Annotated in this window: 15 protein-coding genes; 4 read left to right on the top strand and 11 right to left on the bottom strand. The window is 66.8% G+C overall.

Annotated elements, in window-relative coordinates:
• Positions 1-35 precede the first annotated feature (35 nt).
• On the top strand, positions 36-182 hold the full coding sequence (locus IEW85_RS12840; RefSeq protein ID WP_188686432.1) for a PhzF family phenazine biosynthesis protein: 147 nt from the start codon (positions 36-38) through the stop codon (positions 180-182).
• A gap of 16 nt (positions 183-198) precedes the next feature.
• Here the strand turns inward: IEW85_RS12840 and IEW85_RS12835 are convergent, their stop codons facing one another.
• From IEW85_RS12835 to IEW85_RS12790, 10 genes are all read right to left on the bottom strand, one after another.
• Positions 199-561: a hypothetical protein gene (locus IEW85_RS12835; RefSeq protein ID WP_229659027.1), complete on the bottom strand. Its 363-nt coding sequence runs from the start codon at positions 559-561 to the stop codon at positions 199-201.
• A 30-nt stretch (positions 562-591) separates the two neighbouring features.
• Positions 592-1,254 carry a hypothetical protein gene (locus IEW85_RS12830; protein WP_188686429.1) on the bottom strand — a complete coding sequence of 221 codons (663 nt, stop codon included), beginning with the start codon at positions 1,252-1,254 and terminating at the stop codon, positions 592-594.
• A 150-nt stretch (positions 1,255-1,404) separates the two neighbouring features.
• The gene (locus tag IEW85_RS12825) at positions 1,405-1,731 is read right to left on the bottom strand and encodes a metal-sulfur cluster assembly factor (RefSeq protein WP_188686426.1); all 327 of its coding nucleotides are present in this window, start codon (positions 1,729-1,731) and stop codon (positions 1,405-1,407) included.
• A gap of 60 nt (positions 1,732-1,791) precedes the next feature.
• Positions 1,792-2,238 carry a Fe-S cluster assembly sulfur transfer protein SufU gene (gene sufU / locus IEW85_RS12820; protein ID WP_188686423.1) on the bottom strand — a complete coding sequence of 149 codons (447 nt, stop codon included), beginning with the start codon at positions 2,236-2,238 and terminating at the stop codon, positions 1,792-1,794.
• 2 nt (positions 2,239-2,240) lie between these two features.
• Positions 2,241-3,527, bottom strand: coding sequence for a SufS family cysteine desulfurase (locus IEW85_RS12815; RefSeq protein ID WP_229659026.1), 1,287 nt, complete (start codon positions 3,525-3,527; stop codon positions 2,241-2,243).
• A gap of 7 nt (positions 3,528-3,534) precedes the next feature.
• Positions 3,535-4,296, bottom strand: a complete 762-nt coding sequence (gene sufC, locus IEW85_RS12810; RefSeq protein WP_188686420.1) for a Fe-S cluster assembly ATPase SufC — start codon at positions 4,294-4,296, stop codon at positions 3,535-3,537.
• Positions 4,297-4,371: 75 nt separating this feature from the next.
• Positions 4,372-5,661: a Fe-S cluster assembly protein SufD gene (gene sufD / locus IEW85_RS12805; RefSeq protein WP_188686417.1), complete on the bottom strand. Its 1,290-nt coding sequence runs from the start codon at positions 5,659-5,661 to the stop codon at positions 4,372-4,374.
• A 131-nt stretch (positions 5,662-5,792) separates the two neighbouring features.
• Positions 5,793-7,250, bottom strand: a complete 1,458-nt coding sequence (gene sufB, locus IEW85_RS12800; RefSeq protein WP_229659025.1) for a Fe-S cluster assembly protein SufB — start codon at positions 7,248-7,250, stop codon at positions 5,793-5,795.
• Complete coding sequence (locus IEW85_RS12795) at positions 7,247-8,143, bottom strand: helix-turn-helix transcriptional regulator (protein ID WP_188686415.1); 897 nt, start codon at positions 8,141-8,143, stop codon at positions 7,247-7,249. Before IEW85_RS12795 ends, sufB begins: the two co-directional genes overlap by 4 nt.
• 121 nt (positions 8,144-8,264) lie before the next feature.
• The gene (locus IEW85_RS12790) at positions 8,265-9,755 is read right to left on the bottom strand and encodes an NCS2 family permease (RefSeq protein ID WP_229659024.1); all 1,491 of its coding nucleotides are present in this window, start codon (positions 9,753-9,755) and stop codon (positions 8,265-8,267) included.
• A 79-nt stretch (positions 9,756-9,834) separates the two neighbouring features.
• Here IEW85_RS12790 and IEW85_RS12785 point away from each other — a divergent pair, with 79 nt between their 5' ends.
• Genes IEW85_RS12785 through IEW85_RS12775 form a run of 3 tightly spaced genes read left to right on the top strand, consistent with a single transcriptional unit; the run spans position 9,835 to position 12,582 of the window.
• Positions 9,835-10,809, top strand: coding sequence for an ABC transporter ATP-binding protein (locus IEW85_RS12785; RefSeq protein WP_229659023.1), 975 nt, complete (start codon positions 9,835-9,837; stop codon positions 10,807-10,809).
• Positions 10,806-11,558, top strand: a complete 753-nt coding sequence (locus tag IEW85_RS12780; protein WP_188686414.1) for an ABC transporter permease — start codon at positions 10,806-10,808, stop codon at positions 11,556-11,558. Before IEW85_RS12785 ends, IEW85_RS12780 begins: the two co-directional genes overlap by 4 nt.
• A 10-nt stretch (positions 11,559-11,568) precedes the next feature.
• Positions 11,569-12,582 (top strand): COX15/CtaA family protein, encoded by a 1,014-nt coding sequence (locus IEW85_RS12775; protein WP_188686412.1) that lies wholly within the window; start codon positions 11,569-11,571, stop codon positions 12,580-12,582.
• Here the strand turns inward: IEW85_RS12775 and IEW85_RS12770 are convergent.
• Positions 12,507-13,796, bottom strand: coding sequence for a YncE family protein (locus tag IEW85_RS12770; RefSeq protein ID WP_188686411.1), 1,290 nt, complete (start codon positions 13,794-13,796; stop codon positions 12,507-12,509). The genes IEW85_RS12775 and IEW85_RS12770 overlap by 76 nt on opposite strands.
• Positions 13,797-13,859: the final 63 nt, after the last annotated feature.

The raw sequence follows: 13,859 nt of genomic DNA, 5'->3' as shown, positions 1-13,859 counted from the left end.
CCCCGACAGATTCAGCGGCGACCCAGAGTGGCGGTATGACCAAGCCGTTCAGCCAAGTCGACGCCTTCGGCCACACGCCCTTCGCCGGGAATCCGGTCGCCGTGGTGGCCGACGCCGATGACCAGGGTCTGTGGGTGGGCGGCTCCACTGCCGTTGCACTCTCGGACACCATCAACCTCTGACGCAGCACCGTCGGCTCTAGAACAGAAGTGTGGCGAGGACTCCGATGAGCCCGGCCCAGAGATAGCTGGCCAGGGTGCCGATGATGAACCGCTCCGTGGCCTTGGCCCGCTGATCGGTGCCGGTGGCCCGCAGTTCGGGATAGCGGCCCAGGCCTTTGACAGCCAGCACCACGGCTACTGCCTCCGGATAGCCAGCGATGGTGGCGCCCGTGATGGCCAGCCGCTCCAGGACGCCGATCCAGGTCCCGCCGCGCAGCACCCCCGGGGCATAGCCCTCCGGCTCCACCCAGCGCAGGACCACGGAGACCAGCAGTGCGCCCAGTGCCGCGGAGACGGCCAGCGCGCCGATCACAATCCCGGCATCGATCAACATGTCCATGCCTCCATTCTGCCCAGCGGCACGGACATGTCAGCGCGACGCCGCAGTCGGCGCGCCTGCTGCATCGTCGGCGGAACCGCCGGCTGCCTCACCTGCTGCACCGGACAGCAGCTGGGCGATCACCGGACGGACGCGCAGCTCCTCCTCGGCCATGGCGGCCCGCAGCCGCTTGCTGACCGCCTGGGGCGTGACCTCAAGCTCGGCGGCGATGCTGGTCTGTGTCATCCCCTGCAGCTTCAGCTCGGCGGCCTGCTGGCCGCCTTCAGAGCGTCGCCTGATCGTGGAGGCGAGCAGCTGGAGCACAGCGGTGGCCGAGGCTGCGGCGGCGTCGTCGGTGCCTTCGATGACCACCGGCGCAGGCTCCGTTCGGCTCTTGGCCCGCTCCACTGCGGTGCGCGCCAGGTAGAAGGCCTCTCCGGAGCTCTCACGGGCGCTGGCGCCCAGCGGGTGTTCCACGGTTCCGGCTCCGATGCCCACGGCCCAGTGCTCGGCGGCGATCAGCCGGATACTCAGATCCACGGCCGCTTCCGCCCTGGAGAGCAGGATCTGGACCTCATCGCCCACTGTGCGCTCCAGCGGCAGCTCGATGACCTCAGCGTGATCCTCAGCCCATGGGCGCAGCTGCTCGATGAGCGCAGGGACACGGTCCCGGCCCCCACGGCTTGAGCGCTGATCCGCTGTCACCACAAACATAGTTAAACCCTAGAGGGTTGATCCTGGTGAATCAACCCTTCGAGGTTGTTCATGGAGGGTCAATGCTGAGAGGTGGATATGCGAAAGGGGTCCGGCACCTGCGGATGAGCAGCTTCCGGACCCCTTCACGCGATCTCTGCGGAGAAGACCTCAGATGTTGAAGCCGAGAGCACGCATCTGCTCGCGGCCGTCATCGGTGATCTTCTCGGGACCCCATGGCGGCATCCAGACCCAGTTGAGCCTCCACTCATCGACCATGGTGCCGATGTTCTGGCCGACCTGCTCCTCGAGCACGTCGGTCAGCGGGCAGGCCGCAGTGGTCAAGGTCATATCGATGATCAGGGCGCCGTCCTCGGCGTAGTGCAGGCCGTAGAGCAGCCCCAGATCCACGATGTTGATCCCGAGTTCCGGGTCGATGACCTCTTTGAGGGCCTCTTCGATGTCTTCCAGCGGAGTCTGAGCAGCAACGTCACTCATCCAGCTCTCCTTCCTGTCCGCCCGACGCTTCTCACAGCGTCAACGTCAATAGTCTCTCAGCTATGCCCGAGCCTGTGCCAGAGCATCTTTCAGGGCCGCCCAGCCCAGCAACGCACATTTGATCCGGGCCGGGTACTTGGCCACCCCGGTGAAGGCGCTCAGGTCCTCCAGGTCCTCCTGCTTGGCGGCGGCGAGCTCCTTGCCGCGGCCGTGCATGAGCTCGCGGAACAGGTCCCCGAGCTCATCGGCGCGCTGCAGGTGCTCGCCGTCGAGCATCTCGTGCATGATCGACAGGGAGGCCTGAGAGATGGAGCATCCGCGGCCCGCCCAGGCCACAGTCTCCAGCTTCCCGCCTTCGAGACGGACCTGCACAGTGCACTCATCGCCGCAGGTGGGGTTCACCTGGAAGGAGGAGCCGTGGGCGCTCTCCAGCTCGCCCTCCCCGGACCGTGCCCGGGAGTGGTCGAGGATGACCTGCTGGTAGAGCTGTTCCATCGCATCGGCCATGGTCAGCTCCTCCCTTCGGCTGCTCCGAAGAAGCTGCGCACACGGTGCAGCCCCTCGATGAATGCGTCGATCTCGGCCTCTGTGGTGTGGACTCCGGCTGAGGCCCGCGCCGAGGCGTGGACACCCAGGCGACGATGCACCGGCTGGGCGCAGTGGTGACCCACACGCACTGCGATGCCGGCGTCGTCGAGGACCTGCCCCACATCGTGGGGATGGACGCCCTCGACCTCGAAGGCCACCACGGCCAGCCGATCATGAGCATCCTGCGGCCCGAGCACGCGCACGCCCGGGACCTCCGCGATGCCGTCGAGCAGACGCTGGGTCAGCTTCTGCTCGTGGGCCGCGAAGGCCTCCATGCCTACCTCGCTGAGGTAGTCCACGGCGGCGTGGAACCCGGCGGCCTGGGCCACCATCTGGGTTCCGGCCTCGAACCGCTGCGGCGGGGGCATGAAGCTCGTGGACTCCATGGTCACCAGCTCCACCATCGATCCTCCGGTCAGGAAGGGTGGCAGGGCTTCCAGCAGCTCACGGCGTCCATAGAGGGCGCCGATCCCCGTGGGGGCCAGCATCTTATGACCGGAGAAGGCGGCGAAGTCCACGCCGAGCTGGTGCAGGTCCACCGGCAGGTGGGCCGCCGACTGGCAGGCGTCCAGCACGGTGAAGGCCCCAGCGGCCTGAGCCCGGCGCACGATCTCCTCGACCGGAGTGATGGCCCCGGTGACGTTGGAGGCGTGGGTGAAGGCGAGGATGCGGGTCTTCTCCCCGATGACATCGAAGTCATCCGGGTTGAGCCGACCCTCATCGGTCACGCCGATCCACCGCAGCTGTGCGCCGGTCTTGGCCGCCAGCTCCTGCCAGGGCACCAGGTTCGCGTGGTGCTCGAGCTCGGTGACCACGATCTCGTCGCCCTCGGCCAGCACGAACTGCTCCTCACCAGCGCTGCTGCGGCCCATCCGGGCGTTCAGCGTGGCGTTGAGGAAGCCGTAGGCCACCAGATTGAGGCCCTCAGTGGCGTTCTTCGCCCAGACCAGTTCGTCGAACTCTGCTCCGACGAACTCCGCGACGGCGGTGCGGGCCGCCTCATAGGCCTCAGTGGCCTCCTCGGCCACGGCATGGGCACCGCGATGGACCGCCGCATTGGTGTGCTCGTAGAAGTGCCGCTCGGCCTCGATGACTTGGCGGGGCTTCTGCGAGGTCGCACCGGTGTCCAGGTAGACGAGCCGTTTCCCGTCCCGGACCTCACGGTCCAGGAGCGGGAAGTCGGCTCGGATGCGCTCGATATCGATCACGTCTGGATCAGGCGCCGACGGCGGCGAGGAAACGGTCGTACCCGTTGGCCTCCAGCTCGTCAGCCAGCTCCGGACCGCCCTGCTCGGCGATCTGGCCGTCGACGAAGACGTGGACGTAGTCGGGCTTGATGTAGTTCAGGATGCGGGTGTAGTGGGTGATCAGCATGGTGCCCATGTTGTTCTCGGAGTGAGCACGGTTCACACCTTCGGAGACCACGCGCAGTGCGTCGATGTCCAGGCCGGAGTCGGTCTCGTCCAGGACGGCGAACTTCGGCTTGAACAGCTCGAGCTGCAGGATCTCCACGCGCTTCTTCTCGCCGCCGGAGAAGCCCTCGTTCACGTTGCGGTTGGCGAAGTCGGCGTCGATCTTCAGCTGCGCCATGGCCTCCTTGACCTCCTTGGTCCAGGTGCGCAGCTTGGGAGCCTCGCCGTCCAGGGCGGTCTTGGCGGTCCGCAGGAAGTTGGTCATGGTCACGCCGGGCACCTCGACGGGGTACTGCATGGCCAGGAACAGACCGGCCTGGGCGCGCTCGTCGACCTCCATCGCCAGGACGTCCTCGCCGTCCAGGGTGATGGAGCCGGAGGTCACCTCGTAGCGGGGGTGCCCGGCGACGGTGGAGGCCAGAGTGGACTTCCCGGAGCCGTTGGGACCCATGATGGCGTGGGTCTCGCCGGAGTCGATGGTCAGGGAGACGCCCTTGAGGATCTCCTTGGCGCCCTGCTCGGTCTCGATGGAGACGTGCAGGTCCTTGATCTCGAGAGTAGACATGTTCTCTATGTGTCCTTTGCTCGTGTGGTGAAGCGTTGAAGTATGTGCTGCCGGCGGTCTGAGCCGGCGGGGAACTCAGTAGCCGGCGATCTCCAGCTCGTTCTCCAGGTCCTCTTGGAGGGACTCCTCGATGGAATCCACCCCGATCTTCTGGATGATCTCGTTGAGGAAGCCGCGGACCACCAGCTGGCGGGCCTCCTTCTCCGGGATGCCGCGGGCCATCAGGTAGAAGAGGTGGTTCTCGTCGAAGCGGCCGGTGGAGGATGCGTGGCCTGCGCCCTCGATGACGCCGGTCTCGATCTCCAGGTTCGGCACCGAGTCGGCACGGGCACCGTCGGTGAGCACCAGGTTCTGGTTCTTCTCGTAGGAGTCGGTGCCTTCGGCGGCCTTGCGGATCAGCACGTCGCCCACCCACACAGTGCGTGCGGACTCGCCCTGCAGCGCGCCCTTGTAGAGCACGTTGGAGGCGTTGCGCGGGGCGTTGTGGTCCACGAAGGTCCGGTGCTCGAGGTGCTGGCCGGAGTCGGCGAAGTACAGGCCGTACATCTCGGCCTCGCCGCCCTCTGCCGCGTAGCGGAAGTTGGCGTTGAGGCGCACGACCTCACCGCCCAGGGTGACGGCGACGTGCTTGTACTTGGCATCGCGGCCGACCTCGGCATCGTGCTGACCGACGTGGATGGCGTCGTCGTTCCAGCGCTGCAGGGAGATGACCTTGATGTCGGCGCCGTCGGCGACCTTGACCTCCACGTTGCCGTTGAAGGCGGCGCTGCCGCGGTGCTCCAGCACGAAGACGGCCTTGGCGTGGGACTCGGCCTCGAGCACGATGTGGCTGTTGGCGCGCTTGCCGGACTCAGCACCGGTGATGTCCACGCGGATGGGCTCAGTGACCTCGGCGTCGGCGGGCACCTTGAGGTGCAGCGCCTCGGCGGTGTTCTTGGAGCCGACGACGGCGGCACGGTCTGCCGGATGCAGGACGGTGTTCCGCGGAGCGGCGTCCTGGCCCAGGGAGGAGACGGTGACGTTCTCGGGAGCGGTGACCTCGTAGCTCACCGGCTCGCCCTCGGTGGCGGCGTCGGTGATGACCGGAGCCAGCTTCTTCAGCGGGGTGAAGCGCCACTCCTCCTCCCGGCCGTTGGGCTCAGGGAAGCCCTCGACGTCGAAGCCGATGTGGCGCTTGGCCCGGGAGCCGATGCCCGCAGTGATCTCCTTGGACTCGCCCACACCGCCGTGGGAGTGGTCAGCGGCGGTGTTGGTCTGGGCGGCGAGGTTCTCGCCCTCTTCGGACATGCCGGGGATGGAGATGCGGCGTTCGCCGACCTCCACGCCAGCAACCTTCTCCGCCTGCTCAGCAGGGGTATTCGTCATCTGTTTCTCGTCCCTTAACTCTCGATGAGATCTGAAGTGAAAGTGGTGAGGAAGACTCGTCCGGCCCACAGCCGCCCGCCTGGGCCTCAGAAGGCCTCAGGCGGGCGGCCTGGGTCGCAGCGACGGCTGGATCAGCCGACCGAGCCCTCCATCTGCAGCTCGATCAGGCGGTTGAGCTCCAGCGCGTACTCCATGGGCAGCTCACGGGCGATCGGCTCGATGAAGCCACGCACGATCATCGCCATGGCCTCGTCCTCGGCCATGCCGCGGGCCATCAGGTAGAACAGCTGGTCCTCAGACACCTTGGAGACCGTGGCCTCGTGGCCCAGGGTCACATCGTCCTCACGGATGTCGATGTAGGGGTAGGTGTCGGTCTTGGAGATCGTGTCCACCAGCAGGGCGTCACAGACCACGGAGTTCGCCGAGTTGTTGGCGCCCTCATTGATCTGGACCAGACCGCGGTAGGAGGCGCGGCCGCCGGAGCGGGCCACCGACTTGGACACGATGGAGCTGGAGGTGTTCGGCGCCATGTGCACCATCTTGGAGCCGGTGTCCTGGTGCTGGTTCTCGCCGGCGAAGGCCACCGAGAGGGTCTCGCCCTTGGCGTGCTCCCCGGTGAGGTAGACCGCGGGGTACTTCATGGTGACCTTGGAGCCGATGTTGCCGTCGATCCACTCCATGGTGCCGCCCTCTTCGACGACGGCGCGCTTGGTCACCAGGTTGTACACGTTGGTGGACCAGTTCTGGATGGTGGTGTAGCGGACGCGGGCGTTCTTCTTCACCACGATCTCGACCACTGCGGAGTGCAGGGAATCGGTGTCATAGATCGGTGCGGTGCAGCCCTCGATGTAGTGGACATAGGAGTCCTCGTCCGCGATGATCAGGGTCCGCTCGAACTGGCCCATGTTCTCGGTGTTGATGCGGAAGTAGGCCTGCAGCGGGATCTCCACATGGACGCCCTTGGGGACGTAGACGAAGGAGCCGCCGGACCACACTGCGGTGTTCAGCGCGGCGAACTTGTTGTCTCCCACCGGGATGACGGAGCCGAAGTACTCCTCGAAGAACTCCGGGTGCTCCTTCAGAGCAGTGTCGGTGTCCATGAAGATGACGCCCTGCTCCTCCAGGTCCTCGCGGATCTGGTGGTAGACGACCTCAGACTCGTACTGTGCGGCCACACCGGCCACCAGGCGCTCACGCTCTGCCTCCGGGATGCCCAGCTTCTCGTAGGTGTTGCGGATCTCCTCCGGCAGGTCCTCCCAGGTCTGGGCCTGCTTCTCAGTGGAGCGCACGAAGTATTTGATGTTGTCGAAGTCGATTTCGGTGAGGTCGGCGCCCCAGAGCGGAAGCGGCTTGCGGTCGAAGTACTTCAACCCTTTCTGGCGCAGCTTGAGAATCCACTCGGGCTCGTCCTTTTTGCTGGAGATGTCAGCGACGACCTCGGAGTCGATGCCACGTTTTGCGTTGGCACCGGCTTCGTCCTTGTCAGACCACCCGTACTCGTAGGCACCGATGGCATTGAGCTCAGGGTTCGCATCCAGGACTTCCTGGATGACCCCCGGGTCCTCGGTCTTGTTGATCTGCTCGGTCATGACAACCTCTCTTGTTGACGGGGGGAGATGACGATTCTCCGGCGTCCGCCGCCGGACGCCCGGGTTCCAGCCGGGCCGGCGCCTGCGGACTCGGAAGCTTGTGGTCCCGGCTCAGCCGCCGCCTGTGCGGCGCGCACTCGGCGATCTGCGGCGAGCTTTTCGCGTCCCACCGGGACGTGGGTGGTGCAGACGTGGGCGCCGCCGGCCTGCGTGGAGAGCCTGCGGACGTCGACTTCGAGCAGGCGGGAGATCATCTCCGTCTCCTCCTCGCAGAACACCGGATGCGCCTCAGCTATTTCCCGGATGGGGCAATGGCCCTGGCACAGCTGGGTGGACTGCATGGCCAGCAGCGGGTTGTCCCGGCCGACCAGTCGGGTGAAGCCGGCGAAGCCGTCCTGGTTGAAGAGCTCGGAGAGCTTCTCCGTGCGCTCGTCGAGATCGGCGATGCCCTCAAGCTCGTGGCGGTACTTGGCTTCGAATTCGCCGAAGTACCTCGTGGCCAGACTGCGGGCGGCGTCGTCCTGCACACTCTCCTCCAGCAGGCTCAGAGCCTGGCGAGTCAGGGAGAGGTAGTCGTCGCCGAGCACCTCCTGGCCGCGCTGGGAGATGACGTACCGGCGCGACGGACGTCCGGCGCCCTTGCGACGGGTGGTCACGTTCTTGATCTCCACGATGCCCTGCTCGGTCATCGCGTCCAGGTGGCGGCGGACCGCCGCTGCGGTCAGATTCAGCGTGCGTCCGAGGGCGGCCGCGCTGATCGGACCCTCCTCCACCACGAGCTGAAGAACCCGCTCCCGGGTGGAACCGTCAGCCTCGCGGGACGTATCGGCCTCAGCGGACTCGCCCGGTCCGGGCAGCCGCACGGCGTCTGGTCGCGAAGCGATGGAATTCATATGTCTATTGTGAACTATTACGATCTGGCGGACCAGTAAGGCCGCCCTTGCCCGGGGATCCTCTTCATAAGCTCCCGACCCCGGCCGCTCGAGTCCCCTGAATCGCCCCCTCCAGCCCCGATCAGCTGACGCCCAGGGCGTCCTGGATCGGGCCGGATACGAAGTAGAGGACGAACAGCGCCGCGGTGACGTACATCAGCGGATGCACCTCGCGGAACTTCCCGCGCAGCACCTTGATCAGCACGTAGGTGACGAACCCTGCGCCGATGCCGTTGGTGATGGAGTAGCTGAAAGGCATCATGACCAGCGTCATGAAGGCGGGGATGGCGATCTCCACGTCCTTCCAATCGATGCGGGTGATCTGCTGCATCATCAGGAAGCCCACCAGCACCAGCGTGGCCGAGGCGGCCTCTGTGGGGACCAGGGCCGCCAGCGGCGCCAGGACGATGGTCGCCAGGAAGAGCAGGCCGGTGATGACGTTGGCGAAGCCGGTGCGGGCGCCGTCGCCCACACCCACGGTGGATTCGATGAAGCCGGAGTTCACCGAGGTTCCACCGGCGCCGCCGCCCATCGTGCCCAGGGCGTCTGCGACCATGATGCGGCGGGAGTAAGGGATCTCACCCTGCTCATCCTTGATGTCACCGGTGTTGGAGACGCCCACCATGGTCCCCAGCAGGTCGAAGAAGTTGGCCAGCAGCAGGGTGAAGATCAGCAGCGTGGCGGCCACCAGGCCCACCGACTCCCAGGAGCCCAGCAGGTTGAACTCACCCAGAAGGCCGAGGTCAGGTGCAGTGATCCAGTCCTGGTCCAACGTGGGCACGTTGAGGTCCCAGCCGTATTCGTTGACCACCTCGCCGTCGTCATCGGTGCGCGGCCCCACGGTGAGCAGGGACTCGATGGTGATGGCCAGGACGGTGGCGGTGATGATCGAGTACAGGATGGCACCGCGGACGTCAGCCGACCACATCACGAACAGGGCGAACAGGGCCACCAGGAAGATCAGCAGCGGCCAGCCGAAGACGAATCCGCCCACACCCAGCTCCAGTCCGGCGCCGCCGGAGTTCTGGATGAACCCGGCGTTCATCATGCCGATCAGCGCGATGAACAGGCCGATGCCCACACTGATGGCCACCTTCAGAGGTGACGGCACGGCGTTGAAGATGGCTGAGCGGAACCCGGTCAGCACCAGGATCAGCAGGATGAACCCTTCGATGACCACCAGACCCATGGCATCAGCCCAGGTCATGCCGGGCAGCACTACGATGCCGTAGGTGACGAAGGCTGAGAGCCCCAGCGAGGATGACACCGCCATGGGGAACTTTCCGATGATCCCCATCAGGATGGTCAGCAGGCCCGAGATCAGCGAGGTCGCCGCGGCCACCGCCGGCAGGTTCGGCTCGGTGCCCCCGCCCAGATAATGGCCGGTGGAATCCTCAGCGGCACCGATGATCAGCGGGTTCAGCACGATGATGTAGGACATGGCGAAGAAGGTCGCCAGCCCCCCGCGCATCTCGCGGCCCAGCGTGGATCCTCGCTCGGTGATGTGGAAGTAGCGGTCCAGGACGCCGAGCGGCCTGCTGCTCGAGGGGGCGGTGTCATTCTGCGCAGTCACAGCACGGCACTCTATCGCCTCCTCACACGGAGCGCGCGCGGCTTTCTTCTACGCACTGTAGAAAAGGTAGACTGGACCGGTGCCCCAGCATCCACCCTGCCTCAGCCTGCGCCAGGTGCGGTACGCCGTCGGCTCCGCCCGGCAGACGGCTGGCGTGAAGGAGATCCTCCGCGGCGTCGACTTCACCGCACGCCGCGGCGAGGTGACCGTCCTCCTCGGCCCCAACGGCGCCGGCAAGACCACCACCCTCGGTGCCGCCCAGGGCCTCATCCGCCCCTCCCAGGGCACCGTTCAGCTGCTCGGTCAGGACCCCTTCGCCGCCGGTGCGGAGCTGCGCGCCCGCGTAGGTGTCATGCTGCAGGACGGCGGACTCCCCCAGTCCCAGCAGCCCGGTGTCCTGCTGCGCCATGTGGCCCGCCTCCACCAGGACCCCTGGCCCGTGGAGGACCTCGTGGAGCGCCTGGGCATGGCGGACTTCATGACCACCAATATCCGCCGACTCTCCGGCGGGCAGAAGCAGCGCGCAGCCCTGGCCGCCAGCCTGATCGGCCGCCCGGAGGTCGTCTTCCTGGACGAGCCCTCCGCCGGCCTGGATCCGCAGTCCCGGCAGATGGTCTTCGACCTCGTCCAGCACCTGCGCGAACTGGGGCTGGGCATCGTGCTGACCACCCACCTGCTGGAGGAGGCGCAGAAGCTCGCCGACTCGGTGTTCATCCTCAAGGACGGCGTAGTGGTCCGCCACGGCACGGTCTCGGAGCTCACCGGCGACGCCGACCCCGCCCTGACCAACGGAGCCGCACCCGAGCGGCGGCTGGTGTTCGTCGCCCCGCGCACCCTCACCCGCGGTGAGCTGGAGTCGGCACCCACCGCTCTGGAGCTCGACGGCAGCGCGGACAATGAGCCCGGCGCCCGCTGGGCCGCCTCCGGGATCAGCACTCCGGCCGATCTCAGCGCCCTGGCCACCTGGTGGGAGCAGATCAGCCTCATGCCCGGCGAGGTCTCCTTCGAGGCCCGCACGCTCGAGGACGTGTTCTGGGAGGTCTCCACCTCATGAGCATCGAGATCTCACGCCCCGCCCCGGCCTCCCGGCGGATCCTGGCACACGGTCTCTATGAGACCCGCAATGTGCTGCGCAACGGCGAGCAGCTGCTGGTCTCCCTGATCCTGCCCCTGCTGGTGCTGTTGGGCGCCCACCGACTGGACATCGCCCTGGGCGACGGTTCCCTGCCCAGCATCGACGTCATCACCCCGGGCGTGCTGGCCCTGGCCGTCATGGCCTCGGCTTTCACCGGACAGGGCATCGCCACCGGCTTCGAACGCCAATACGGAGTGCTGGCCTATCTGGCCACCACTCCCCTAGGCCCCACGGGCCTGATACTGGGCAAGGCCCTGGCCGTGCTCTGTGTGGTCATCGTCCAAGCCGTGGTGCTCGGCGGTGCCGGACTGGCCCTGGGCTGGTCCCCGGACCCAGCCGGACTGCTGTGGCTGGCCGCCGTCGTCGTGGTGGGTGCCGCCGCATTCACGGCACTGGGGCTGCTGCTGGCCGGAACAGTCCGGGCCGAGGCCACGCTTGCGCTGACCAACGTGCTCTGGGTGCTGATGGGTGCCGTCGGCGGGACGGTGTTCCCGCTCGATCACGACGGCGCAGCCGCCCTGCTGCTCCTGCTGCCTTCAGCCGCGCTGGGCGAGGGCATCCGCACTGCGACCCTGGAGGGCAGCCCGGCACTGCTGCCCCTGATCATCCTTGCCGGCTGGGCCGCCCTGGCGATCCTGGCCGCACGCCGCTGGTTCAACTGGAGATGAGGACCCTCCCATGAACATCATCGATAGCATCCGACGTCGGCTCCCCACCGAGATCACGCGCAGGACCAAGCTGATCGCCTGGGCCTCGCTGGTGGCCAACATCGGCATCATCCTCACCGGCGGTGCCGTCCGGCTCACCGATTCCGGCCTGGGTTGCCCCGAGTGGCCCATGTGCACCGAAGACTCCCTGGTCTCCACTGCGGAGATGGGCATCCACGGCGCCATCGAGTTCGGCAACCGGATGCTGACCTATGTGCTGATCGCCATCGCCGCGGCCATGCTGCTGGCCGTGGTGCGGCTCTGGGAGACCCACCGCTCGCTGGTGGTCATGTCCACCCTGATCGTGGCCGGCATCCCGGTGCAGGCCGTGATCGGCGGCATCACCGTGTGGACCAACCTGAACCCTTGGGTGGTAGGGCTGCACTTCATCGCCTCCGCGGGCCTGGTCATGGTGGCCACCTGGATCCTCAACCGGGTGAACCTGGAGCTGCGCAGCAGCGAGCCCGGAGTCTCCCTGATCGACGGCGGCACCGACAACGTCACCCGCGGCATGGCCTGGGTCGCCCTGGGCGCGGCCTGGGCCGCCGTGGTGCTGGGCACTGTGGTCACCGGCACCGGCCCCCACGCAGGAGATCCGGGATCCCCGCGCCACGACTTCGATCCGCAGCTGGTCACCCAGATGCATGTGGTCCCGGTCTACGTCCTCTGCGCCGCCACCATCGCCATCCTGTTCCGCCAGGTCGGGCTACGCACCTCTGGCGCCCAGCGCCGTGCGGCATGGCTGCTGGTGGGCGTGATCGTGGCCCAGGGCGTGGTCGGCTACTGGCAGCACTTCACCGGGCTGCCCATCGGCCTGGTGTGGGCCCATATGCTGGGCTCCGCGCTGACCATGGTGGCCGCGGCCAACCTCTGGGACCGCTACCAGAGCAGCTACCTGACCCGGAAGCCCTACTCCGCTGAGCCGTCCTCGGCATCCCCGGAGGCCTCGCCGGAGTCGTCGAAGACGTCGATGGTGCCGGAATAGTTCGCCACCCACACTGAGGCGGTCACCGGGTCATAGCTGACCCCGATGGGCAGATGCCCGGTGGACTCGCGGCTGATCTCCTCGAAGCTCTCGGCGTCGAATTTGGAGACGGTGTCCTCGTCGTAGTTCACCACGTAGAGCGCGCTGCCATCGGCCGAGATGTCCATGGTCCGCGGCTCCTGGCCGGTGTCGGCGGTGCGGATGACCTCATCGGTCTCCGTGTCAAAGGCGACCAGCAGGTTGGAGCGGGAGAAGGTCACATAGAGGGTCTCACCGTCAGGTGAGAGCACCAGATGCCGCGGGAAGCTCGCCTGGTCGTAGATGACCTCGCTCTCCTGGGACTCCAGGTCCACGGTGTAGAGCTCATCGGCGTACATCGCAGTCACGTAGACGGTCTCATTGTCCGGCATGGCCGCGATTCCACGTGGCTGAGCGTTGAGCGGAACCCTGAACTCCTCCTCACCGGTCTCGGTGTCGATGACCGAGAGGTCGAAGTCACACCAGTTGGTGACCAACAGACGCGAGCCGTCCGGGGTCAGCTCCACGAATTTTGGCACCCGGCCCACTTCGATGAACTGATCCCAGTCCTGTTCGGCCACGTTGTAGCGGTAGACCGCCGAGGGTGCGATGGCATCGCCGGCCGCGCAGCTGTCCTCCGCGGTGGCACCCATATCGGCCAGCCGGTAGTTGGAGACATAGGCGTAGTCGCCGTCCTCGGTCCAGACCGCCTCCACCGGGGCGCCCTCCACGGAGTCCGGGTGGCCCTCTGCGCCCAGCTCGCCGGGATTCACCGTATCCGGCAGCTCCTGGACCAGCTCCTTGGTCTCGGTGTCATAGATCGTGACGGTGTTCTGGTAGAGCATGTTGTTGGCGATGGCCAGGCCGTCGCCGCTGGCCACCACGGACTTCGGAGAGATGACCGTATCGGTCAGGCTGTCCTGGTGGAGCGTGGTGTCGTGGATCATGGAGGTGCTGCTGGACTCGGCGAAGTCAGGAGCCTCGTCCTGGCGGGCCTCCTGCTCAGCGTCGGCCTGAGACTCGCCCTCGGCGTCCTCGCCGGTGGTCGCCTCCGCGCCGTCTCCACCCTCGGCGGCCGGTGTGGCCTCGTCCTCGGCCGTGCCGTCCTGGGCGGCGTCCCCGCCTCCGCAGGAGGTCAGCATCAGCAGCGCCGCCAACGACGCCGCACCCCACACCTGCTGAGCCCTCTGCTCCACTGTGTCTCCCTCTCCTCGCAGATCTGTTCCGTTCACCGGTGGGTGCTGGCGAGCATGCTGCGC

Source organism: Nesterenkonia cremea, from assembly GCF_014642675.1.
GTDB classification, from domain to species: Bacteria; Actinomycetota; Actinomycetes; order Actinomycetales; family Micrococcaceae; genus Nesterenkonia; species Nesterenkonia cremea.
This window is presented reverse-complemented; position numbering and strand designations above follow the sequence as displayed.